Raw genomic sequence first — 25,228 nt, 5'->3', positions numbered from 1 at the left:
AAAAGGTGTAATATTCAGATTTTTAGGTAGTTGTTAATTTTATTATAAAAATAAAAAATCACCAGAACTTAATGTTTTCTGGTGATTTTTAAATTAATAAAATTTAAAGTTTTAAACTCCTATTAAGTCTCCTTTACCTTTTGTTGGTAGGTTGCTATAGCCCATTAAGTATTCGTCAACTTTTCTAGCTGCTTCTCTTCCTTCAGAAATTGCCCAAACAATTAGAGATTGTCCACGTCTCATATCTCCAGCTGTAAATATATGTGGAACGTTAGTTTGGTATTCTGTTGCTTTATAGTTGCTTCTAGCGTCTGTTTCAATTCCTAATTGTTCGCTTAAAGTTTTTTCAGGACCAGTAAAACCAAGAGCTAATAAAACTAATTCACAAGGCCAAGTTTTTTCACTTTCAGGAACTTCTTGCAATTGAGCTCTTTTACCAGGTTCAATAATCCATTCTACTTCTACAGTTTTTAAACCAATTAAATTCCCTTTTTCGTCAACAATAAACTCTTTAGTGTTAATTAACCAGTTTCTATCACAACCTTCTTCATGTGAAGTTGAGTTTTTAAACTTCAATGGCCAAAATGGCCAAGGTGTTGATGGATCTCTATCAACTGGAGGTTTAGGCATAATCTCAAAATTTGTTACAGATTTTGCGCCTTGTCTATTAGATGTTCCTATACAGTCTGATCCCGTATCTCCACCACCAATAACAATTACGTTTTTATCGGTAGCTAAAATTTGATCTTTTACTTTTTCTCCAAAAACTACTTTTGTTTGTTGAGTTAAAAAGTCCATTGCCTGAACAACATCTTTACTTTCAGCACCTTTAATTGGTAATTTTCTGCGTTCAGTTGCGCCGCCGCAAAGTACTATTGAATCAAATTTATTTAATTCTTCAACAGAATAATTAACACCTACATTTACGTTGATTTTAAATTCAATTCCTTCTTCTTCTAAAATTGCAATTCTCCTATTAATAATTTCTTTTTCTAATTTAAAATTAGGTATACCATAGCGTAAAAGCCCTCCAATTGCATTGTCTCTTTCAAAAACCGTTACAGAATGACCAGCTCTGTTAAGTTGTTGAGCTGCAGCTAATCCTGCTGGACCAGAACCTACAATGGCAATTTTTCTCCCAGTTCTTTTTGCGGGTGTTTGTGCAACTATCCAGCCTTCAGAAAATCCTTTTTCAACAATAGATTTTTCTATTTGTTCAATTGAAATAGGAGGTTTTATAATTCCTAGTACACAAGCTTGTTCACAAGGGGCAGGGCAAAGTCTGCCTGTAAATTCTGGAAAATTATTTGTAGAATGTAAAATTTCTAAGGCTTTTTTCCATTCTCCTTTATGAATCATGTCATTAAAATCTGGAATTAAATTTCCAAGAGGACAGCCACTGTGACAAAACGGGATTCCGCAATCCATACAGCGTGATCCTTGTTTTTCAAGATCCTCTTTTTTTAATGGTATTGTGAATTCTTTATAATTTTCAATTCTTTCTTTAACTGAAACATAAGATTCATCTTTTCTTTCAAATTCTTTAAATCCGGTAACTTTTCCCATAATTATGCTACAGTTTCTGCGTTAATATTTTTTTCATTCTCCAATCTAATTAATGCATTTTTATAATCAGTAGGCATTACTTTTATAAAATGCTTTAAGTTTGAATCCCAATCGTTCAAAATTTTATATGCGTATTCGCTATTTGTGTATTTAAAATGGTTTTTAATTAATTGTTTTAAATCTTCTTCATCATCTTTTGAAATTGGTTCAAATTCAACCATTTCCATATTACATAAGCCATTTCTAAATTTTTCTTTATCATCAAAAACATAAGCAATACCTCCGCTCATACCCGCGGCAAAATTTCTTCCTGTTTTACCTAAAATAACTACTTTTCCGCCTGTCATATATTCACAACCGTGGTCGCCAACTCCTTCTACAACTGCTGTTGCTCCTGAGTTTCTTACACAAAAACGCTCGCCTGCAATTCCGTTAATATAAGCTTCACCATTAATGGCTCCGTAAAGTGAGACGTTTCCAACAATAATGTTTTCATGTGACTCAAAAGTTGCTTCATCTGGAGTTTTTATAATCAGTTTTGCTCCAGAAAGTCCTTTGCCTAAATAATCATTGGTATTTCCATCAACTTGCAAGGTTAAACCTTTGGTTCCAAATGCACCAAAACTTTGTCCGGCAGAACCTTTAAACTTTAATTTTAAAGTATCTTCTGGTAATCCATTATCTCCATAAATTTTAGACAATTCATTACTTAAAATAGCACCTACAGTTCTGTCAGTGTTTTTAATTGGAAATTCTAATTGCATTTTTTCTTTTCTATAAATGGCTGGATGCGCCATTCTAATAATATCAAAATCTAAAACATGTTCTAAACCGTGATCTTGTTTTTCGGTATTGTACAAAGGTTTATCAGTTGTTGGTTTGTGTAAAATTGCCGACAAGTCTAAACCTTTTGCTTTATAATGATCAATTGCTGTATTTACATTTATTTTTTGTGATTGACCAATCATTTCATTTATTGTTCTGAAACCTAATTGCGCCATTATTTCACGTAATTCTTTTGCGATGAAATACATAAAGTTAATCACGTGTTCAGGTGTACCTTTAAAGTTTTTACGCAATTCAGGATCTTGAGTTGCAATACCAACTGGGCAAGTATTAAGGTGACAAGCACGCATCATAATACAACCTGAAGCAACAAGCGGAGCAGTGGCAAAACCGAACTCTTCAGCACCTAATAAACAAGCAATTGCCACATCACGACCAGTTTTTAACTGTCCGTCACATTCTAAAACAACTCTATTTCTTAACCCATTTAAAACTAAAGTTTGTTGCGCTTCAGCAATACCAAGTTCCCAAGGTAAGCCAGTATGCTTTAATGATGTTAATGGAGATGCACCAGTTCCACCATCATAACCTGATATTAAAATAACATCTGCTTTTGCTTTTGCAACACCAGCAGCTATAGTTCCAACACCTACTTTAGAAACTAGTTTTACATTTATTCGTGCGTCTCTATTGGCATTTTTTAAATCAAAAATTAATTGAGCTAAATCTTCAATTGAATAAATATCATGGTGTGGAGGTGGCGAAATTAAACCTACATAAGGTGTTGAATTTCTTGTTGCAGCAATCCATGGAAGTACTTTTTCGCCGGGTAATTGACCTCCTTCACCTGGTTTAGCTCCTTGTGCCATTTTTATTTGTATTTCTTCAGCATTTGTTAAATAGTTGGTTGAAACCCCAAATCTACCAGATGCTACTTGTTTAATTGCACTGTTTCTGCTATCACCATTTATATCTTTTCTAAATCTATTTTTATCTTCACCACCTTCACCAGAATTACTTTTTCCGCCAATACGGTTCATAGCAATTGCTAGGTTTTCATGTGCTTCTTGGCTGATTGATCCGTAAGACATTGCACCTGTTTTAAATCGCTTTACAATTTCTGTCCACGGCTCAACTTCTTCAATTGGAATTGGATCAAAATTGCTAAATTCAAACATTCCACGAAGTGTCATTAGCTCTTTGCTTTGTTCGTTTATAGCGTTAGAATAAACGCCATAAGTTTCATAACTATTATTTCTAACTGCTTGTTGCAGTTTTGAAATTGTTGTTGGATTAAACATATGACGTTCTGCATTTCTTCTCCAACGGTAATCGCCTCCAATATTTAAACTTGTGCTTGCGGCAACTTTAGTATTTGGGAAAGCATTTCTGTGACGTAAAAATATTTCTTTTTCAATTTCATATAATCCAACACCTTCAATTCTTGATGGTGTATTTGGGAAATATTCATTAGTAAAATCACTTTTTAAACCAACTATTTCAAAAATTTGAGAAGCTCTATATGATAATAATGTAGAGATTCCAATTTTATTCATAATTTTTAAAACTCCTTTTGCAATTGCTTTGTTGAAATTATCAATAGCTTTTTCAGATGAAATACCTGTAATTACTTTATCTTTAATTTGTTGTTGAATAATTTCATTAATCATATACGGATTAATTGCACTTGCTCCGTAGCCAAATAAGGTTGCAAAATGATGTGGTTCACGTGGTTCGGCAGATTCAATTACAATTCCAAAACTTGAACGTTGTTCTAATTTATTTAATTGATTACTAACGTATGAACAAGCTAAAAGCATTGGTATAGGAGCGAAAGTTTTGTTAACATGTCTATCGGATAGAATAACAATATTACAACCATCGGTTACAGCTTTTGAAACTTCTTTAACCATGTTTTTTAAAGCAGCTTCAATACCATTTAAACCTTTGGTGATGTCATAAAGAGCATCAACGGTTACCGCTTTAAAATCAGGATGATTAATAAGTTTTAATTTGTCAATATCTTCATTTGATATAACAGGATTGCTAATTTTTAATTTTTTACACTGTTTCTCTGTAATGTCAAAAATATTAATATCGCCTCCAATCGCTAAGCTAAAATCAGTAACAATTTCTTCACGAATACCATCTAAAGGCGGATTTGTAACTTGAGCAAATAATTGTTTAAAATAATTATACAACAATTGTGGTTGGTCTGATAAAACTGCTAAAGGAGTATCATTCCCCATCGAGCCAATCGCTTCTTTACCTTGGGTAGCCATTGGTGTTATTATTGTTTTTATATCTTCAATGGTGTAACCAAATATTTTTTGTCTTGAAAGAAAATTTGTTTCTTCAATTGGACACATATTTCCTGTGTAAGGAACTTCTTTTAGTGGTAGTAAGTTTTTATTTAACCATTCTTTGTAGGGTCTTTTTGAAACAATCTCTTTTTTAATTTCCTCGTCATTAATAATTCTACCAGCATTCATATCTACTAAAAACATTTTTCCTGGCTCTAAACGTCCATGACTTACAACATTTTCAGGTTTAATTTCTAAAACACCTGTTTCTGATGACATAATTACGTTTCCATCTTTTGTAATGGTATATCTTGATGGACGCAAGCCATTTCTATCTAATAGCGCACCAATGTAATTTCCATCGGTGAAAGGAACAGATGCTGGTCCATCCCAAGGCTCCATAATACAAGCGTTATATTGATAGAAAGCCTTTTTTTCATCGCTCATGGTAACATCTTTTTCCCAAGCTTCAGGAACCATCATCATCATAACTTCAGGTAAAGTTCTTCCAGTCATTAATAATAATTCCACAACCATATCCATTGAAGCAGAATCAGATTTCCCTTCAATAATTATTGGGAATAATTTTTTGATATCATCTCCAAAAACATCACTTTGCATCAGTTCTTGTCGAGCTTTCATTCTGTTTACATTTCCACGAAGTGTATTAATTTCTCCGTTATGGCACATATATTTAAATGGTTGTGCTAAATCCCAAGAAGGAAATGTATTTGTTGAAAAACGTTGATGAACTAAAGCTAATCGAGTAACTAAATCTGGGTTTGACAAATCGGTGTAATAATTTCTAATATCTTCAGGCATTAATAACCCTTTGTATATTAAAGTTGTAGTTGATAAACTTGGTAAATAGAATTTTTTTCTATCAGATAATTTAGAATTTTCAATACCGTGTTCTGCAATTTTACGAGCAGCAAATAGTTTTGCATTAAACTCGTTAGCTTTTAAGTCTTGTCCATTTTTACCAATAAAAATTTGCTCAATTGCAGGTTCAATTTTTGAAGCTACATAACCTAAATGAGCTTTATTTACAGGAACTTTTCTCCATCCTAAAACCTCTAAACCTTGATTTTTAATTTCTTGTTCAAATAAGTTTTTACAAAAATTAAGTTGGTTATCATTTTGAGGTAAAAATACCATACCTACTGCATATTCTCTGGGTTCAGGCAAATTAAAATTGGTGTTTTTTACAAAAAAATCATGAGGAATATCAATAAGAATTCCAGCACCATCACCAGTTTTACCATCGGAGCTAACTGCACCTCTATGTTCTAGCTTTATTAGAATTTCTAAGGCATCATGAATAATTTGATTTGATTTTTCACCTTTTAGATTACAAATAAATCCTGCACCGCAATTATCTCTTTCAAATTCTGGAAGGTAAAGTCCTTGTTTTATCATATTGAGTTTTGGTTTTTGAATATTTACAAAAATAGGAAAATATGAATGGGAATGTCAATCATTTTACGAAAACGTTGTAATTATGATAATATAATTTTGAAATTGTTATTAATAATTAAATCGTTAAATTTTAGTTATCATTTTATGATATATGTAAAAAATATTAAGTTATAATTTTTGGAAAACGATGTTAGAAACTCCAAAACGTCAGTTTTTGGTATTTAATGATAAAAAAGTCGAGTAATTGATTTTTTAGGTTTTATAAATTAATTTTTTGTTTTAAACTGCTAAATTAATATATTTATGCAAAAATAATATATATGAATATTGAATTTTGCCCAAACTGTAGTTCAAATCAGTATGTTAAGAGTGGGGTTATAAAAGATAGACAGCGTTATAAGTGTAAAAAATGCGGCTATTATTTTACAGTTAATAAAATTGGAAAACAAATTGATTCGTACTATGTAAATAAAGCGCTGCAATTATATTTGGAGGGTTTAAGTTATAGAGAAATTGAGCGTATTTTAGGAATTTCGCACGTTAGTATTATTAATTGGGTAAAAAAATACAATATAAAACGGCCATATAGTTTTGAATATCACTCCACTTATAAAATTTTAAATGCTGTAGAGCTGGCTAAGTATTTTTCTGATAATAAAAATTTAATTGGTGCAGGTGTTATTGTTACTGAACTTGGTGATAAGTTTATGCTTATTAAATGGGAACGATTCAAAGGGTAACTATACTAATTAGCAAATATATATATAAAATTTCTTCTCGTTCAATTTTATTTTCATATTGTGATGGTTAAAATTAATTTTTAACAATAATTAATTAACTAACCAAATTTATATTATGAAAAAACAGCTCTCGGTATTGTTAATTGCTTTGCTAGCAGTAACTTACTTTAGTTATGGTCAGTCAAATAATGCTGACAAAAAATTCGGTATAAATTGGAGTGGCTTTGTAAAAACCGACTTTATGTATGACACACGTCAGGTAGTAAATGCTCGAGAAGGTCACTTTAATATTTTACCAGCAGCAGAAAATTTAGTTGGAGGAGAAGATTTGAACGATCAATCTAACTTCAATATTTTATCAATTCAAACAAGGTTGAAAGCAGCTATTTCTGGACCAGATTTTTTTGGAATGAAAACATCTGGAGCAATTGAAGCTGCCTTTTTTGGTAATTCAGATGCGTCAGTTGGAGAGTTGCGTTTAAGACATGCCTTTGTACAACTTTCAAATGATAAAATTGAAATTTTAATGGGACAATATTGGCATCCAATGTTTGTTACAGCTGTTTTTCCAGGAACTTATTCTTTTAATACGGGTGTGCCTTTTCAACCGTTTTCTAGAAATCCACAATTGCGTATCACAACAAAAGGTAACGTTAAATTTATTGGAGTTTTATTTACGGAGAGGGACTTTCAGACTAGAGGAGCTAGCGTTAGCAAATCTGGAATTCCTCAATTTCATGCACAATTACAATTTGGAAAAGCCTCAGAAACTTTAGGTGGATTAGGTTTTAATGTGAAATCTAGCAGACCAAATTTAGGGGATGATAATTTAACAAGCACAGCATTTATTGGATATTTTAGGACTAAACTAGGTAACGCTACTTGGAAAGCAGAAGCTATTTATGGTGAAAATATGACAGATTTACTTCAAATTGGTGGTTTTGGTACAGCTACTAATGGTGATTTTGTAAATAACAATACACTTTCTCTATGGACAGAATTTAGTGGCGATTTTTCAGAAACTATGGAATGGGGGTTATTTGGTGGATATACTGAAAATGGTGGTTTTGGAGAAGCCATAACATATGTTAATGGTTTTTTAGGAACTGTTGAAAACGCTTATAGAATTGCACCAAGAATTGGTTGGAAATCTGGCGCTTTAACTATTGGTGTTGAAGGTGAATTTACAAATGCTCAATATGGTTCAATTGATGGAAATGGAGATATTACTTCTTCTACAGACGCAGTAAACAACTTCAGATTATTAACAACAGCAATTTATAAATTTTAAAACTTACTATTATGTCAAAAACAGATATGAAAGCATATTGGAAAGAAAATCTTGGTTATTTAGCAATTTTGTTAAGTATATGGTTTTTAGTTTCTTATGTATTTGGAATTTTATTAGTAGATCAATTAAATACCATCAAATTTGCTGGGTTTAAACTTGGTTTTTGGTTTGCACAACAAGGGTCAATGTATGTGTTTGTTATCTTAATATTTGTCTATGTAAAATTGATGAATAAGCTAGATAAAAAATATGGCGTAGACGAATAATTAATCTTTAAAAAATTTAAACATGGGAATATTAGCATGGACATGGATACTTGTTGGATTAACTTTTGCATTATACATTGGAATTGCAATTTGGGCTAGAGCAGGATCTTCAAAAGAATTTTATGTTGCAGGTGGAGGAGTTCCACCAATAATGAATGGTATGGCAACAGCGGCAGATTGGATGTCAGCAGCATCATTTATTTCATTAGCCGGAATTGTATCTTTTACAGGGTATGATGGTTCTGTTTACCTAATGGGGTGGACAGGTGGTTATGTGTTATTAGCTTTATTATTAGCGCCTTACCTTCGTAAATTTGGAAAGTTTACAGTGCCAGATTTTATTGGTGATAGATATTATTCAAACACTGCACGCGTTGTTGCAGTTATAGCAGCATTAATTGTATCGTTTACGTATGTTGCTGGTCAAATGCGTGGCGTAGGTATTGTATTTTCTCGTTATTTAGAAGTAGATATTAATACGGGAGTATATATTGGTATGGCTATCGTATTATTTTATGCGGTTTTGGGTGGAATGAAAGGAATAACATATACGCAAGTTGCACAATATTGTGTGTTAATTTTTGCATTTATGGTACCAGCAATTTTTATATCATTTCAAATGACAGGAAACCCAATTCCTCAGCTAGGTTTTGGTGGATCTGGTGAAGATGGTATTTATTTGTTAGATAAACTCGATGGCTTATCAACAGAACTTGGTTTTCATGAATACACATCAGGAAGTAAATCGATGATTGATGTTTTTGCCATAACTACTGCATTAATGGTAGGTACAGCAGGGTTACCACATGTTATTGTGCGTTTCTTTACGGTTCCTAAGGTAAAAGATGCACGTGTTTCAGCAGGATGGGCATTGTTATTTATTGCTATTTTATATACAACTGTTCCTGCAGTTGCTGTATTTGCAAGAATAAAATTAGTTGAAACTGTGAGTAATACTAAATATGAAGAATTGCCACAATGGTTTAATAACTGGGAAAAAACAGGTTTATTAAAGTTTGATGATAAAAATGCTGATGGAATTGTGCAGTATGTAGCTGATAAAGAAATAAATGAATTAGAGATTGACCGTGATATTATGGTATTAGCCAATCCTGAAATTGCACAGTTACCAAATTGGGTAATTGCTTTAGTTGGTGCAGGTGGTTTGGCTGCAGCACTTTCAACAGCAGCCGGATTACTTTTGGTTATAGCTTCATCAATTTCACATGATTTATTTAAAAAAATTATTAAACCAGATATTTCAGAAAAAGGAGAGTTAATTGCTGCTCGATTAAGTGCTTTTGTAGCAGTTTTAATTGCTGGTTATTTTGGAATTAATCCACCAGGTTTTGTTGCGGCAGTTGTTGCCTTAGCTTTTGGTTTAGCTGCAGCGTCATTTTTTCCAGCAATTTTATTGGGAATTTTTGATAAGCGTATGAATAAAGAAGGTGCAATATCTGGAATGATAATTGGATTGTCACTTATGTTTTATTATATGGCAAAATATAAATTAGGATGGATTGGTGATATGCCTCCAGCAAGTGAATGGTGGTTTGGAATTTCACCTGAAGGTTTTGGAACTGTAGCTATGGTAGTAAATTTTGTAGTTTCAATAGTGGTTTCTAGAGTTACGCCTGCACCACCTTTACACGTTCAGGAAATTGTTGAACATATTAGAATTCCTTCTGGAGCAGGAGAAGCAAGCGGACATTAATAAAATAGTTAGTTTATAAAAACGGCACTATATTTATGTAGTGCTGTTTTTATTATATTTAGAAATAAATTCATCTAATGAAAAAACGCCATCAACAAAAATTAATAGTTTTAGCAATTGTTTTATTATGCTTATTAAATATTCCTATTATTTTAATATTTAATAGTAATACTTCAGTTATAGGACTTCCACTAATTTACTTATACATTTTTTTTGTTTGGATTGTTAGTATCATTATTTCATATATTATTTTAAATAAATATTATGAGTAGTCTTTTAGTAATATTTATTATTATAACTTATTTAAGCATTATTTTTTATGTTGCTTATTGGGCTGAAAAAAACTCGAAAAGCAAATGGGTTAATAATCCTTATGTTTATACGTTATCATTAGCAGTATACTGTACTGCTTGGACTTATTATGGTAGTGTAGGTTTGGCAGCTACTTCGGGATTGAAATTTTTAACTATATATTTAGGACCAATTATAATTATTCCTACTTGGATAATTTTAATGCGAAAAATTATTAGGATTGCGAAGGGAAATAAAATTTCTTCTTTGGCCGATTTTATTTCGTTGCGTTATGGTAACAATCGTTTTTTAGGTGCACTTGTAACTATAGTTTGTGTGTTAGCAATTGTACCATATATATCATTACAATTAAAAGCAATTTCAGAAACGTTTAATGTAATTACAAATCACAATATTATTTCAAACTCAATTTTAAACGATACTACTTTTTATATTGCTATTCTATTAGCAATTTTTGCTGCTTTTTTTGGCACACAACATACAGATGCATCTGAACGTCATAAAGGAATTATAACAGCTGTTGCACTAGAATCTATTATTAAATTAGTATTCTTTTTAGCAATAGGTATTTATGTAACATTTTATTTATTTAATGGTCCATCAGATATTTATCAGCAAGCATCGCTATTACCAAATTTTGAAGCACAACAAACCATAAATGGATTAGAAGGTGGATTTAACTGGTTCTTTTTAAGTTTGTTATCTATGATTGCAATTATGTTATTACCAAGACAATTTCAAGTTACTGTTGTAGAAAATGAGCGTGAAAAATATTTAAAAAAAGTAACTTGGTTATTCCCTTTATACTTATTATTATTTAACGTTTTTGTAATTTTTATTGCATGGGGAGGTAATATAGTTTTTCAAAATACTGGCGTTGATGCCGATTTATTTACTTTAATGTTACCATTAAAAAGTGGCAACGAGTTTTTAGCATTATTAGTGTTTTTAGGTGGTTTTTCGGCAGCCATTTCAATGGTTGTAATTTCAACATTAGCACTATCAACAATGCTGAGTAATAATTTGATAATTCCTTATGGATTTCTTAAAAAATATAGCACAAGTGAATCTGAAGAAAATACAGAATCAATTAAAAACATCAGAAGAATTGCTATTTTTTCTTTAATTGTTTTAGCGTATTTTTTTTATAGAAGTTTTACTTTAGAAAGATCTTTAGTTTCAATTGGTTTAATATCATTTGTATTAATTGCACAATTGGCACCAACATTTTTTGGTGGTTTATTTTGGAGAAGAGGTTCATCAAAAGGTGCTAAATACGGTATAATTATTGGTTTTTTTGTTACAATATATACACTTGTTATCCCTTTTACTATTGATTCTCAATTAATCTCAAGTACATTTATTAACGATGGTTTATGGGGTGTTGAATTTTTAAAACCATACGAACTTTTTGGGTTACAATTGTTTGAACCTGTTCCGCACGCATTTTTTTGGAGTTTATTTTTTAATATTCTAGTGTATGCAATTGCATCAGTTAGTGTGGTTGGTAATTATAGAGAACGAAACTTTGCTGAAATGTTTGTTGATAGTACAAAATATGCTGCTTTACACGAAGATGCTTATGTATGGAAAGGTGAGGCTTATGTAAAAGATTTGCGAAAAGTGTTAACACGTTTTTTAGGTGAACAAAGAACAGAAAGAGCATTGAATTTGTTTTACATGAAATATAATATTGATAAAAATACACAATTAGCAGATGCGCGTTTAGTAAATTTTTCCGAAAAATTGTTAACTGGTAGTATAGGAAGTGCATCTTCAAGAATTTTAATTGCATCGGTAGTAAAAGAAGAGGAAATTAGTTTGCCAGAAGTTTTAAATATTTTAGATGAAACTCAAAAAGCAAAAGAATCTAATAAAGAATTGAAAGAGCGCGATAAACAAAAAGACGAATTTTTAGACACGGTTTCTCACGAATTAAAAACTCCAATCACTTCAATTAGAGCGCTTTCTGAAATATTATTAGATAATGAAGCTATTGATACAAATACTAAAAACAAATTTTTAACTAGTATATTAAACGAAAGTGAACGTGTAAGTAGATTAATTAATAATATTTTAGATTTAGAAAAATTAGCTACAGGAAAAGAAAAATTAGATTTGAAATTGAATTTTATTGATCATACAATTCAAAAATCAATAGAATCCGTTTCTCAATTAGCATTAAATAAAGGAATTAAAATAAATAGTAGAGGAGTACAAAATCTTCAAGTTTTTTATGATGAAGACAGAATTCAGCAAGTAATTATCAACTTACTGTCAAATGCCATTAAATTTTCAACTGAAAATACAGGTTTAGTTGCTGTTTTTACTAATATAAATTCAAATAATATTGAAGTTTCTGTGGAAGATAACGGAAGAGGAATTGAAGAAGATGACTTAATTTCTATTTTCAACAAATTTTATCAATCTAAAAATCAAACCATATTAAAGCCTGTAGGAAGTGGATTAGGTTTAGCAATTAGTAAGCAAATTATTGAAAGTCATAACGGCATAATTTGGGCTGAAAATATAAAACCACAAGGAGCTCGTATAACTTTTACTTTACCATTAAAAACCAATTAAAATGAAAAAGATATTAATAGTAGACGACGAACCAAATATAGTAATGTCATTAGAATACCTTTTTACAAAAGAAAATTTTGAAGTGTTTATAGCAAGAGATGGAGCAGAAGCATTAGAAATAGCTGAATTAAAAGTGCCAGATATAATATTGTTGGATATTATGATGCCTAATGTAGATGGCTATCAAGTTTTAAGATTGTTAAAAGAAAGCCCTAAATTAAATGATATTAAAGTCATCTTTTTATCAGCTAAAAATAAAACTTCTGATATAGAATTAGGTTTGCAATTAGGAGCCGATAAATACATTACCAAACCATTTTCAACTAAAAAATTAGTAAACGAAGTATATAATTTATTAAAATAAAAAATTAGAATCCAATGCCAATTGGATTATATAACCAATAAAAATATAATAGTATGAGTTACCAAAAACATTACAATCACAGTATTGAAAACCCACAAGAATTTTGGAAAGAACAGTCCGATAATTTAAAATGGTATAAAAAACCGCAAACTATTTTATCAAAAGATGAAAATGGATTTGATAAGTGGTTTGCCGATGGAAAATTAAATATTTGTTATTTAGCTGTTGACAAACACGTTGAAGATGGTTTTGGTGAACAGGTAGCAATTATTTATGAATCTCCGGTTACACAACAAAAAGTAAATTACACTTTTAATGATGTAAAAAGCCAAGTAGAACGTTTAGCTGGTGGATTACGTGATTTAGGTGTAAAAAAGGGAGATACCGTAATTATTTATATGCCAATGATTCCACATGCAGCATTTAGTATGTTGGCTTGCGCAAGAATTGGAGCTATTCATTCTGTGGTATTTGGTGGATTTGCACCACATGAATTAGCAATAAGAATTGATGACTGTAAACCAAAAGCTATTATTACAGCTACTTCTGGAATGGAAGTAGATAGGTTAATTGCCTATAAACCTTTAGTAGATGAAGCAGTACAATTAGCTGTTCATAAACCAGATAAAGTAATTGTTTATCAACGTAATTTAGGCGCTGTAAATCCAAAAACAGAACGTTATATTAGTTATAAAAAACTGGTAAAAAACTCAAAACCTGTAGATTGTGTTGAAATGAACTCAACTGATCCATTATATATATTATATACATCTGGAACAACAGGAAAACCTAAAGGAATTTTACGTGATACAGGAGGTTATGCAACTGCTTTAAAATATTCAATGAAAAATGTTTATGGTGTTGACGAAGGCGATACTTTTTGGGCAGCTTCTGATGTAGGTTGGGTTGTTGGACATAGTTATATTGTGTACGGACCACTTTTAAATAGAAATACCACCATTGTTTTTGAAGGGAAACCTATAAAAACTCCAGATGCAAGTACATTTTGGAGAATTATAAGTGAAAATAATGTAAAAGTAATGTTTACAGCACCAACTGCAATTCGTGCCATAAAAAAAGAAGATCCTGAAGGTGAATTATTGAAAATGTACGATTTAAGTTGTTTGAAATATCAATTTTTAGCAGGTGAACGTTGTGATGCAGCAACATTACATTGGTTAGAAGACCAATTAAATATTCCAGTAATCGACCATTGGTGGCAAACAGAATCAGGTTGGCCAATGCTTTCTAATATGATGGGTGTTGAACAATTACCAGTAAAACCAGGTTCTGCAGCAAAAGCAGTTCCGGGATACGATATTCAAATTTTAAATACTGAAGGCAAACAATTAGGAGCAAATGAAGAAGGATTAGTTGCGGTTAAATTACCAATGCCTCCAGGAACATTGCTAAATATTTGGGGAAATACAGAACGATTTATTGATGGTTATTTGAAAAAATTACCTGGTTACTATTTTTCTGGTGATGGTGGTTATACCGATGAAGATGGCTATGTGTACATTACCGGTAGAGTAGATGATGTGATAAATGTTGCAGGTCATCGTTTGTCTACTGCCGAAATGGAAGAAATTGTAGCTTCTAATCCATCAGTTGCAGAATGTGCTGTTTTTGGAATTGAAGATCAGTTAAAAGGACAAGTGCCTTTAGCATTGGTAGTTTTAAAATCAGGTGATTATGTTTCTAGCTTTGAGTTAGAATATAAAATTGTACAGGAAGTTCGTAAGCAAATTGGAGCAGTAGCTTCTTTGAAAAAAGTATTGTTAGTTCACAGATTACCTAAAACACGCTCAGGAAAAATTCTTCGAAAATTATTAAGGAATATTGCTGACGGTGTTGCATATACAATTCCTTCAACAATAGATGATCCTGAAATTATTAATGAAATTACGCATGAATTCAAGTTACATAAAATAGGAATTTTTGAACATGCAACTGAAGAAGAAAAAGAAACTTTAGATGATTTAAAAGTAGATTCATTCATCAAATACTATAAATCATATCAACATAGTGTTAATGATCCAGAAGGTTTTTGGTCTCAGATTGCAGATACGTTTACATGGCGTAAAAAATGGGATAAAGTGGTGGAGTTTGATTGGGAGAAACCAAAATTTGAATGGTTTAAAGGCGCTAAATTAAATATTACTGAAAATTGTTTAGATCGTCACTTATCAAAAAGAGGAGATGATTTAGCTATTATTTGGGAACCGAACAATCCAAATGAAACCAACAGAACTTTTACTTACAGAGAATTACATGCCGAGGTTTGTAAGTTTTCAAACGTGTTAAAAAATAATGGTGTCGAAAAAGGAGATAGAGTTTGTATTTACATGCCAATGGTTCCAGAATTGGCAATTGCAGTTTTAGCTTGTGCCAGAATAGGTGCGGTACATTCGGTAGTTTTTGCAGGATTTTCATCAGTGGCACTTTCAACAAGAATTAATGATGCTGAATGTAAAATGCTCTTGACTTCTGACGGTGTTTTTAGAGGCAGCAAAGCAGTAGATTTTAAAACAATTGTTGATGAAGCGTTGGAAACGTGTCCAACTATTGAAACTTCTATTGTTTTAAATAGGGTGAATGGAAATATTAATATGAAAGCTGGACGAGATGTTTGGTGGCACGATGAAATTGCAAAAGTTGATGCAGTTTGTGAAGCGGAAGTAATGGATGCAGAAGATATGTTATTTATTTTATATACATCAGGTTCAACAGGTAAACCTAAAGGAATGGTGCATACATGTGCTGGTTACATGGTGCATACTGCGTATAGTTTTAAAAATGTGTTCCAATATACGCACGGCGATGTTTATTTCTGTACAGCTGATATTGGTTGGATTACTGGTCACTCATATATTGTATACGGACCGTTGGCTGCTGGAGCAACAACTTTAATGTTTGAAGGTGTTCCTTCGTACCCAGATTACAGTCGTTTTTGGCAAATTGTTGAAAAATACAAAGTCAACCAGTTTTACACTGCACCAACAGCCATTAGAGCATTGGCAGCACAAGGAAATGAATTAACAGAGCGTAACGATTTAAGCTCTATAAAAGTATTAGGTACTGTAGGTGAGCCAATTAATGAAGAAGCTTGGCACTGGTATGATGAAAAAATTGGAAAACAAAAATCGCCAATTGTTGATACTTGGTGGCAAACAGAAACTGGTGGAATTATGATTTCTCCATTGGCGGGAGTTACACCAACAAAACCAACGTTTGCAACACGTCCGTTGCCAGGAATTCAGCCTTGTTTGGTTGATGAACAAGGAAACGAAGTAAATACCAATCCAGCAGAAGGTAGATTATGTATTAAATACCCGTGGCCGTCAATTGCGCGAACTATTTATGGCGATCATAAACGCTATAAAGAAACCTATTTTACAGCATTTGAAGGTAAATACTTTACAGGTGATGGTTCTTTTAGAGATTTAGAAGGAAATTATAGAATTACAGGTAGAGTAGATGATGTAGTTATTGTTTCTGGTCATAATTTAGGAACAGCCCCAATTGAAAACGTAATTAACGAACACAGTAATGTGGTAGAATCTGCGGTAGTTGGTTTCCCTCATAACATTAAAGGAAATGCTTTATATGCCTATGTAATTGTATATGAAAAACCAGAAAACGAAGACTTTTTACGTCATGAAATTAATGATTTAATAGGTAGAACTATTGGTCCAATAGCTAAATTAGAGAAAATTCAGTTTGTACCAGGTTTACCAAAAACACGCTCAGGAAAAATTATGCGAAGAATTTTACGTAAAATAGCAGAGAATGAAACCTCAAATTTAGGTGACATTTCAACACTATTAAACCCTGAAGTAGTAGAAGCTATTAAAAATGGATCTTTGGTGAAGTAAATTAATGATTTTATTTTATGATAAAACCGTTTACAATTTTGTAAACGGTTTTCTACTTTAAATCTACTAAATCAAACCTTTATTGTTTGAAGTTCTAAACAAATCTGAATAATGAACTGTACGTTCTTTTTTTAGTTTTGAAATAATTTTTAAAAATAGTAGTGCAGTTATAAAAGCATCACCAGAGGCTGTGTGACGGTCGTGTTTTGGAATAGTAAACTCATCACACAACACATCTAAATTATAAAGTTTATCCTTTTTATTTGCTAACTTTTTATATAAAATTCCAGTATCAATTGTTTTGTTTTTTAATTTTGGAAGCTTCATTCTTTTTAATGCTGCATTTATCATTTCAATATCAAAAGCTGTATGATGTGCTACCAAAACTGCATTTCCTAAAAATTCAATAAATTGTTTAATTGCTTCATTTTCAGTAATTTTTTTAAGATTTCCATCTTTTAAAATTCCATGAATTTCTACAGTTTCGGTATTAAATTCATCTTGTTTTAAATAAATCTCTATACTGTCTGCGACATCAATACTATTTTTAGCAATACTTATTGCTCCAATTGAAAGAATTCTATCAGTTGTTATGCTTAATCCAGTTGTTTCGGTATCAAAAACTACAAACCGTGTTTCTTCAATAGATTTGGGTTGTTTTTGCTTAAAACTTTTTAGATAGTTTTTCCAAAAATCGGGATACTTTCTATATGTAAACCAATTAAAAATCACATCATTTGAGCTAAATTATAACGAATATTTAATAAATCTTGAATGTCTTTTATAGGCTTAAAGCATCCTTTTAATTTTAATTTTTCCGATTTAGTAAGTGTATTTAAATTAATATACCTTCCAGAATCATTATTTTTTAAACCTTGTTCCGTTCTGTAATGCAATAAAATTTTAAAGGAATCTGCACAAGAAAGATATAAATCTTGATTTTGAGGCTCAATTTTTGCCAGTTTGTTAAACCTTGAAATAGTATTGTTTTTATCTTTTATGTTGTGTGATAATATTATTAAACGCGCAGCATCAATTAAAGGCATTAATGCCCTGCTTTTTAAATCGAATTGATCTTTGTGATTTCCATCATGTTCCATTAAAAATTGTCTAAAAAAACCTAGTGGTGGTGGATTTTTTAACGCATTTCTTCCTAAAAAATTTAAAAATATTTCAAAAGAATTAATAGATTTAAAAATACTTTTTGAAAGTTTTGTTACCAATTCTTTATCACCAAACACAAAGTTAAAATCAAAAAAAATAGTGCATAGCATTATGGCATCTTCCGTTGGTTTGGTAATCCAGTTATTAAATTGTTGTTTCCATTCAGAAAGTGATAAACACCATTTTGGATTACTTGCCATCATATCGGCTGGGCAAAATTTATAACCAACACTATTCAATTTTGAAGTAATTTTTTTTGAAAGTTTTAAAAAATAGGTTTTCACATTCTCATAATTTTCTTGTGAAACATCTTCAAAAATTAATGCATTGTCTTGATCCGTAATTAGCAGTTGCTCTTTTCTGCCTTGACTTCCTAAAGCTAGCCAACTAAATTTTACAGGCGGTTCGGTTTCCATTTCTAAAATAGAAAGTTCAATAGCTTTTATAGTTATAGCATCGGTTATTTCAGCAATTATTTTTGAAATAAATGTAATTGGAATGTTCTGTTCAATGTAGCCTTTTAATAAATTGGATGATTTTTCTCTAACATATTTTAAAGTTTCAACATTTTTTGCGCGTTTTAGCTCTTTAATTAATACGGACGGATTATTTCCGTGCAGCACAACAATATCATGTTCCGATAAAATACCAACTAATTCTGAATTTGGCGAGCCATCTTTTGTAATACATAAATGTGTGATTTTATGTTTTATCATGGCAATTTGAGCTTCAGCAATGGTAATTTTTTCAGGAAAAGTAATTACTGGAAACGACATAATTTCACTCACATTTTTGTCAATTGATAATAATCCTGTGGCAATTTTCAATCGTAAATCTTTGTCGGTAATAATTCCAATTGGTTTTTTGTCTTCAACAATTAAAATTGAGCCCACTTTTTTGTCGCTCATTATTAATGCAGCTTCTTTTATGGTTGAATGTTTTGTACAAGTAATAGGATTTTTACTGTATTGCGCTGTTTGAACTTCTGAAAAAGTTGTATCTGTATCAATATTGGCGAATAAATTTCCTGAATTAGTTTTGGCGTATGGTGTTTTTATGTTTGATGAAAAACTAGCAATAATATATTTGTTAGCTTTTTGATTTGTTTTTATAATTTCTTTTAAAATTTCAACAGAAATAGCGTATAAAATGGATTCCTCATTGGCTTTTGCGCTCATTAAATAATGATCATTTTGAATAAGTGGTCGCAAACCAAAAATATCACCTTCATCACAAATGTCAATTAAAATAGTGTCAGATTCCATTGTTCTATATAAACCAATAGCGCCGTCTTTTACAATATAAAAATTTTGATGCGGTAGTTCATCTTGTTTAAATACAAAGGTGTCTTTTTCAACGTATGTTACTTTAACATTACTGGCAATTTCTAATAGTTGTTCTTTTTCTAAAATATCAAAAGGAGGGAAGTTTTTTAAAAAATCGAAAATGCGTTCAGCAATAGTGTTTTTCATAATCTATTAAAGCATGTATAAACTTTAAAGTTACAAAATTTACAATAGTAAAAAAAGCTATTTTATTTGTTTAAATAGTAGTTTGTGTTTATTAAGTTGGTTAAATTAAGTACGTTATTTTTTTTGTATTTATAAGTTAATTTCAAAAATACGTATGCTGTTAATAAAGCATCGCCTAATGCTGTGTGTCTATCGTGCATTTTTATATTGTAAATTTCACACAATTCATCTAAACTATATAGCTTTTTAAACTTATTTGTTATTGCTATTTTTTTATGTATATAATTGGTATCTAATTGTTTAGATTTTATTGGTCCAATATTTAGTCGTTTTAATGCATTGTTAATCATAGTAAGGTCAAATTTTGTATGATGTGCAATAATTACGGCATCATCTAAATATTCTAAAAATTGAATGATTGCTTCTTCTTCACTCACTTTTTTTTCGGTACCGTTTCTTCTAATTCCGTGAATTTTTACAGTTTCTTTATTAAATACTTCTTGTTGCATATACACTTCAAAAGAGTCGGAAACTAAAATTTTATTATTTTTTATTGCAACAGCACCAATGCATAAAATACGATCATTTTCATAATCAAACCCTGTGGTTTCAGTATCTAAGCATACAAATCGAATGCTTTCATAATTTGAATAGTTTCTGCTATTTTTTACGGCATCAATATGTTTTTGCCAATACGATGGGTATTTCTTTTTCTTAAAAAGGTTAAACATAACTATGGAATTTGAGAAACGTTGAAACGTAATTTTAATGAATCCTGTATGTTTTTGATAGGTTTAAAACAACTTTTTAGTTTTAATCTGTCAGATTTGCTTAAGTTATTAATGTCAACAAATTTTCCACTATCGTTATTTGTTAACCCTTGTAAGGTTCTAAATTGTAACAAAATTTTAAAAGCATTAGCGCAAGATTCAAATAAATCTTTATTTTGAGATTCAACTTCCATTAATTTTTCATAACGCGCAATAGTATTATTTACTTTTAAGCTATGGTGTAATGAAAAAATTCTGGCAGCATCAACCAATGGTCTAATTGCTCTGCTTTTTATATCAAAATGATCTTTATTTTCGCCATCTTGCTCTACTAAAAATTGCTTAAAAAATCCTAATGGTGGTGGATTGTCTAGGGTAGCTTTGCTTAAAAAGCCTAAAAAAGTCTGTTTTTTTGAAATGTATTTAAAAACACTTTCAGACATTTGATTGTACAATTCTTTATCTCCAAAAATATATTCAAAATCAAAAAAGATAATGCTTAGTAATATTTTATCTGAAGTAGGATGTTTTACCCAATCTTTAAATTGTTCCTTCCATTCTTTTAACGATAAACACCATTTTGGATTGCTTGCCATTATATTTGCTGGACAATATTCAAAACCAACAATGTGTAATTTTTGGGTAATTAATGTAGCAAATTTTAAGAAATATTCTTTTACCTGAAGATAACTATCTTCATCAACATTTTCAAAAACCAAAGCATTATCTTGGTCAGTCATTAATAGTTGTTCACTTCGTCCTTGGCTACCCATAGCAAGCCAAGCATAGGCAACAGGTGGATCTTGACCTAATTCTTTTATGGCTAAACGAATAATTCGTTTGGTAATGGCAATGTTAATTTCTGTAATTACTTTTGTAATAAAATAAATAGGAATTTCTTGTTCTAAATACCCTTTTGTAAGTTCAGAAGCTTTGGTTCTAATATGTTTTAACGTTTCAGCATCTTGTGCGTATTTAATTTCACGAACCAAAAACATTGGGTTATTTGTTTGTAAAATATTTAAATCGTGTTCAGCTAAAATACCAACCAATTCAGATTTGTCAGTGCCATCTTTAGTAATACAAATATGAGATACTTTGTGTTTTAACAAGGCAATTTGAGCTTCTGCCACCGTAATTTTTTCAGGAAAAGTAACCACCGGGCTCGACATAATTTTGCTAACTGGATCAAAAATGCTAAATATTCCAGTTCCAATTTTTGTTCTAATGTCTTTATCGGTAATAATTCCAATAGGAATATAATCTTTTGCAACTATTATTGAATTGATAATGTGTTTTGTCATTATCATTGATGCTTCTTTTATAGAAGTTTCAATAGAACATGTAATTGGGTTTTTACTATATTTTGCTGATTGTGTTTCGGCAAAACTATTTTCAATTTTTTGAATTGAAGAAACATTAGCAAATAATTTTCCTTTATGTTTATCGGAAAAAGGATCGCGTGTATTTGTGGCAAAACTGGCAATTAAAAATTGACTTACTTTTGGATAATTTAAAATAATGCCGTTAAATAGGCTAATAGGAATACCATATAAAATTGTTTCTTCGTTAGCGGCTGCACCCATTAAATAATTTTCTTGCATTATTAGTGGTCGCAATCCAAATAAATCACCTTCGTCGCAAATATCTAAATTATGTTTTTCATTATCTATAAATCTATATAACCTAACGGCACCTTCATATATAATGTAAAAATGTTCATGTGGTGTGTCATTTTGGTTGAAAATAATTTGATCTTTTTCAAAATATTGAATTTCTATTCTTTTGGAAACTTCCAATAAAGTTTCTTTTGAAATTAAATTAAAAGGTGGATAATCTTTTAAAAAATCGAAAATGCGTTCGGCAATGGTATTCTTCATAAAATAATTTAATTTTTTAAAGCATTTTTAGTTCATTAAAAACAAAAGTATAATAATCTTTTCCGTGAGGTACAAAACAATTTTTTTCATTTAAAACTTCTTTAATGAGATTGGAAAGTTCAATGGTTTTAATTTCTGAAACTTCTTCTCTTTGAATTCTTAAAGTATCAAAATTAAAATTAATCCTACATATATATATATGGTGTAATTCATTATCAATTAAATCAATTTTATGAATTATTTTCTTTTTTGAAGTTCCTATATATTGCAGTTCATCTTTTGAAACGGATAAGCCAATTTCTTCTTCAATTTCTCTAATGGCTGAAATTTCAGGTTGTTCTCCTGCAGATATATGCCCAGCAACTGAAACATCCCACAAGTTAGGGAACACATCTTTAGAAGCAGCTCTTTTTTGAATGAGCACATTTTTTTCATAATCTACAATCCAAATATGTACACTTTGGTGAAATAAACCTTTTTTATGTGCTTCAGATTTTAGGCAAGTTTTTCCAGAAATTTCCCCGTTATCATTTAATATGTCTATATATTCATCCATATTGTTAAATAAAAAGACAGCCGAAGCTGTCTTAGTATATTATTTAAAATAGCTAAATCCTTCTTTTGGATTAATTTTTAAAAGCGTTTCGTAAATTAATTTAATCACGTTTTCAACATCATCTTTATGTACCATTTCAACAGTAGTATGCATATAGCGTAAAGCCAAGCTAATTAATGCTGAAGGAACACCGCCATTACTATATGCAAAAGCATCGGTGTCTGTTCCAGTTGATTTAGACGAAGCCATTCTTTGGAAAGGTATTTTATTTGCCTCAGCTGTATCAATAATTAATTCTCTTAAATTATTTTGAACAGCAGGAGCATAGCTAATAACGGGACCGTTTCCTGAAATTGTTTCACCTTCTTTCTTTTTATCAATCATTGGAGTTGTGGTGTCATGACAAACATCTGTAACGATTGCCACATTTGGTTTAATTGTTTGAGTAATCATTTCAGCACCTCTTAAACCAATTTCCTCTTGAACAGAATTTGTGATGTACAATCCAAAAGGTAATTCTTTTTTATTCTCTTTTAATAAACGAGCAACTTCAGCAATCATAAAACCACCCATTCTGTTATCAAGCGCTCTGCAAACAAAATTATTTTTGTTTAAAATAAAAAATTCATCAGGATATGTTATAACACAACCCACATGAACACCCAAGGCTTCAACTTCTTCTTTCTTTTTACAACCAACATCAATAAAAATATTGTCTAAAGCAGGAGCTTCTTCTTTTCCTCCAATTCGAGTATGAATGGCAGGCCAGCCAAAAACACCTTTAATAATTCCTTTTTTAGTATGAATATTTACAATTTTTGATGGTGCAATTTGATGATCACTTCCTCCATTTCTAATAACATATATTAATCCCTCAGGAGTTATATAGTTTACGTACCAAGATATTTCATCGGCATGTCCTTCAATTACAACTTTAAATTCAGCATCTGGGTTAATAACTCCAACCGCAGTTCCATAATTATCTGTAATAAACGTATCAACATATGGCTTTATATACTCCATCCATATTTTTTGACCTTCACTTTCATATCCAGTAGGAGAAGCGTTGTTTAAATACTTTTCTAAAAAATCAATCGATTTTTTATTTAAAATTTTTTTACTCATATATATTATATTATTGAAAAACGAAGATAGTAAAATGTTATCTACCCATAAAATTTTACCATTTCTTTTACGTTTTAAATAAGCAAAACAATTTTTGAAATAGCAATTTGAATTATGTAATTTTGGCGCTCTTTTTGATTGATTATTATTTATGAAAAAATATTTACATATTACACTTACCTTTTTATTACTATTTATAGGTATAAATGTATTTTCTCAGCAAAAAACAGATTCTATTAGTTTGTCTGATCAATATATTGTTTTTGAAGGCGACACCTTATTAATTGAATTAGATGAAATAATGTTGTTAAAAAAAGTAAAATTTAAAACAGCATACGATCAAAAGTATTATTATTGGTTTAGAAAAAAGGTTTTAAAAGCATATCCTTATGCAAAATTGGCTTCAGAAAGATTAACGGTATTAAACCAAAGAAGAGATAGTATAAAGTCAAGAAGTAAAAAAAGAGAATATACTATAAGAGTTCAAAAGTATATGGAAGGTGAATTTACAGATCAATTAAAAAAGTTAACAAGAACAGAAGGAAGAATATTAATTAAGTTAATTCATAGACAAACTGGAGAAACTGCTTTTGATGTTGTAAAAGATTTACGAAGTGGTTGGAAAGCTTTTTGGTATAATACAACGGCAAGTATGTTTAAACTTTCATTAAAAGATAAGTATAATCCTGAAAAAAATCCAGAAGATTATTTAATTGAAGATATTTTACAAAGAGCATTTATTGCCGGAATTTTAAAAGAACAACCATCAAAACTTAATTACGACTATATAAATTTAAGTAAAAAAGAAATAGATGTATCTTCAATAGTCAATAAAAAGAAGTAAAAAATTGTATGAAATGCTATTGTGTAATACAAAATAATCTATTATCTTAGCAATCCCCTTTTTTTGAAACAATCATTTGTTATATTTTCAAAAAGAATTTTCACATTTAAGTAACTAGTTTTAAGGGTCTTGTTTATGGATTAAGGAATAGTTCAAAAAAAAGGCAAAAAAAGTTTGTTAGAGTTAAAAAAAGGG

The 25,228-nt window shown here is 30.5% G+C and carries 16 protein-coding genes; 8 read left to right on the top strand and 8 right to left on the bottom strand.

The features are described 5' to 3' along the window. Positions 1-111: 111 nt before the first annotated feature. Both BM335_RS11780 and gltB read right to left on the bottom strand, forming a co-directional pair. Entirely contained in the window at positions 112-1,566 is a 1,455-nt protein-coding gene (locus BM335_RS11780; RefSeq protein ID WP_090227836.1) for a glutamate synthase subunit beta, read from the bottom strand. A 2-nt stretch (positions 1,567-1,568) separates the two neighbouring features. Beyond that, positions 1,569-6,074 (bottom strand): glutamate synthase large subunit, encoded by a 4,506-nt coding sequence (gene gltB, locus BM335_RS11775; protein ID WP_090227832.1) that lies wholly within the window; start codon positions 6,072-6,074, stop codon positions 1,569-1,571. A 320-nt stretch (positions 6,075-6,394) separates the two neighbouring features. Between gltB and BM335_RS11770 the strand changes: the two genes are divergently transcribed. The 7 genes from BM335_RS11770 to acs all read left to right on the top strand — a co-directional run bounded on the left by BM335_RS11770 (position 6,395) and on the right by acs (position 17,222). Next, entirely contained in the window at positions 6,395-6,814 is a 420-nt protein-coding gene (locus tag BM335_RS11770; RefSeq protein ID WP_090227829.1) for an IS1/IS1595 family N-terminal zinc-binding domain-containing protein, read from the top strand. A gap of 115 nt (positions 6,815-6,929) precedes the next feature. After that, positions 6,930-8,105 carry a hypothetical protein gene (locus BM335_RS11765; protein WP_090227824.1) on the top strand — a complete coding sequence of 392 codons (1,176 nt, stop codon included), beginning with the start codon at positions 6,930-6,932 and terminating at the stop codon, positions 8,103-8,105. Between the two features lie 11 nt (positions 8,106-8,116). Next, complete coding sequence (locus BM335_RS11760) at positions 8,117-8,371, top strand: DUF4212 domain-containing protein (RefSeq protein ID WP_090227820.1); 255 nt, start codon at positions 8,117-8,119, stop codon at positions 8,369-8,371. A gap of 22 nt (positions 8,372-8,393) precedes the next feature. Beyond that, complete coding sequence (locus BM335_RS11755) at positions 8,394-10,085, top strand: sodium:solute symporter family protein (protein WP_090227815.1); 1,692 nt, start codon at positions 8,394-8,396, stop codon at positions 10,083-10,085. A gap of 264 nt (positions 10,086-10,349) precedes the next feature. Continuing rightward, on the top strand, positions 10,350-12,980 hold the full coding sequence (locus BM335_RS11745; protein ID WP_090227805.1) for a sensor histidine kinase: 2,631 nt from the start codon (positions 10,350-10,352) through the stop codon (positions 12,978-12,980). A 1-nt stretch (position 12,981) separates the two neighbouring features. Then, positions 12,982-13,344: a response regulator transcription factor gene (locus tag BM335_RS11740; RefSeq protein WP_090227802.1), complete on the top strand. Its 363-nt coding sequence runs from the start codon at positions 12,982-12,984 to the stop codon at positions 13,342-13,344. A 53-nt stretch (positions 13,345-13,397) separates the two neighbouring features. Next, positions 13,398-17,222: an acetate--CoA ligase gene (gene acs, locus BM335_RS11735; protein WP_090227798.1), complete on the top strand. Its 3,825-nt coding sequence runs from the start codon at positions 13,398-13,400 to the stop codon at positions 17,220-17,222. 66 nt (positions 17,223-17,288) lie between these two features. On the opposite strand, the gene BM335_RS11730 is transcribed toward acs, so the two are convergent. The 6 genes from BM335_RS11730 to BM335_RS11705 all read right to left on the bottom strand — a co-directional run bounded on the left by BM335_RS11730 (position 17,289) and on the right by BM335_RS11705 (position 24,189). After that, a complete protein-coding gene (locus BM335_RS11730) occupies positions 17,289-17,954 on the bottom strand; it encodes a 3'-5' exonuclease (protein ID WP_090227793.1) in 666 nt (221 codons plus the stop codon). After that, complete coding sequence (locus BM335_RS11725) at positions 17,951-19,858, bottom strand: DUF294 nucleotidyltransferase-like domain-containing protein (RefSeq protein ID WP_090227790.1); 1,908 nt, start codon at positions 19,856-19,858, stop codon at positions 17,951-17,953. The genes BM335_RS11730 and BM335_RS11725 overlap by 4 nt, the downstream gene beginning before the upstream one ends. A gap of 62 nt (positions 19,859-19,920) precedes the next feature. Next, positions 19,921-20,589, bottom strand: coding sequence for a 3'-5' exonuclease (locus BM335_RS11720; protein WP_090227787.1), 669 nt, complete (start codon positions 20,587-20,589; stop codon positions 19,921-19,923). A 2-nt stretch (positions 20,590-20,591) separates the two neighbouring features. Then, positions 20,592-22,508: a DUF294 nucleotidyltransferase-like domain-containing protein gene (locus BM335_RS11715; protein ID WP_090227782.1), complete on the bottom strand. Its 1,917-nt coding sequence runs from the start codon at positions 22,506-22,508 to the stop codon at positions 20,592-20,594. Between the two features lie 16 nt (positions 22,509-22,524). Continuing rightward, a complete protein-coding gene (locus BM335_RS11710; RefSeq protein WP_090227779.1) occupies positions 22,525-23,064 on the bottom strand; it encodes an NUDIX hydrolase in 540 nt (179 codons plus the stop codon). Between the two features lie 39 nt (positions 23,065-23,103). Further along, positions 23,104-24,189 carry a M42 family metallopeptidase gene (locus BM335_RS11705; protein WP_090227775.1) on the bottom strand — a complete coding sequence of 362 codons (1,086 nt, stop codon included), beginning with the start codon at positions 24,187-24,189 and terminating at the stop codon, positions 23,104-23,106. 151 nt (positions 24,190-24,340) lie between these two features. Between BM335_RS11705 and BM335_RS11700 the strand changes: the two genes are divergently transcribed. Continuing rightward, a complete protein-coding gene (locus BM335_RS11700) occupies positions 24,341-25,033 on the top strand; it encodes a DUF4294 domain-containing protein (protein ID WP_177219203.1) in 693 nt (230 codons plus the stop codon). Positions 25,034-25,228: the final 195 nt, after the last annotated feature.

It is taken from the genome of Lutibacter maritimus, assembly GCF_900116115.1.
Taxonomy (GTDB): domain Bacteria; phylum Bacteroidota; class Bacteroidia; order Flavobacteriales; family Flavobacteriaceae; genus Lutibacter; species Lutibacter maritimus.
The sequence above is the reverse complement of the archived record's forward strand: the minus strand, read 5'-3'. Positions and strand labels throughout refer to the sequence as shown.

Bases quoted from the DNA above. Each gene is read 5' to 3' on its own strand.
- BM335_RS11705 (WP_090227775.1), bottom strand. From the start codon at position 24,189: ATGAGTAAAAAAATTTTAAATAAAAAATCGATTGATTTTTTAGAAAAG.
- BM335_RS11740 (WP_090227802.1), top strand. From the start codon at position 12,982: ATGAAAAAGATATTAATAGTAGACGACGAACCAAATATAGTAATGTCA.
- BM335_RS11755 (WP_090227815.1), top strand. From the start codon at position 8,394: ATGGGAATATTAGCATGGACATGGATACTTGTTGGATTAACTTTTGCA.
- gltB (WP_090227832.1), bottom strand. From the start codon at position 6,074: ATGATAAAACAAGGACTTTACCTTCCAGAATTTGAAAGAGATAATTGC.
- BM335_RS11745 (WP_090227805.1), top strand. From the start codon at position 10,350: ATGAGTAGTCTTTTAGTAATATTTATTATTATAACTTATTTAAGCATT.
- BM335_RS11720 (WP_090227787.1), bottom strand. From the start codon at position 20,589: ATGTTTAACCTTTTTAAGAAAAAGAAATACCCATCGTATTGGCAAAAA.
- BM335_RS11765 (WP_090227824.1), top strand. From the start codon at position 6,930: ATGAAAAAACAGCTCTCGGTATTGTTAATTGCTTTGCTAGCAGTAACT.
- BM335_RS11710 (WP_090227779.1), bottom strand. From the start codon at position 23,064: ATGGATGAATATATAGACATATTAAATGATAACGGGGAAATTTCTGGA.
- acs (WP_090227798.1), top strand. From the start codon at position 13,398: ATGAGTTACCAAAAACATTACAATCACAGTATTGAAAACCCACAAGAA.
- BM335_RS11780 (WP_090227836.1), bottom strand. From the start codon at position 1,566: ATGGGAAAAGTTACCGGATTTAAAGAATTTGAAAGAAAAGATGAATCT.
- BM335_RS11700 (WP_177219203.1), top strand. From the start codon at position 24,341: ATGAAAAAATATTTACATATTACACTTACCTTTTTATTACTATTTATA.
- BM335_RS11715 (WP_090227782.1), bottom strand. From the start codon at position 22,508: ATGAAGAATACCATTGCCGAACGCATTTTCGATTTTTTAAAAGATTAT.
- BM335_RS11760 (WP_090227820.1), top strand. From the start codon at position 8,117: ATGTCAAAAACAGATATGAAAGCATATTGGAAAGAAAATCTTGGTTAT.
- BM335_RS11770 (WP_090227829.1), top strand. From the start codon at position 6,395: ATGAATATTGAATTTTGCCCAAACTGTAGTTCAAATCAGTATGTTAAG.
- BM335_RS11725 (WP_090227790.1), bottom strand. From the start codon at position 19,858: ATGAAAAACACTATTGCTGAACGCATTTTCGATTTTTTAAAAAACTTC.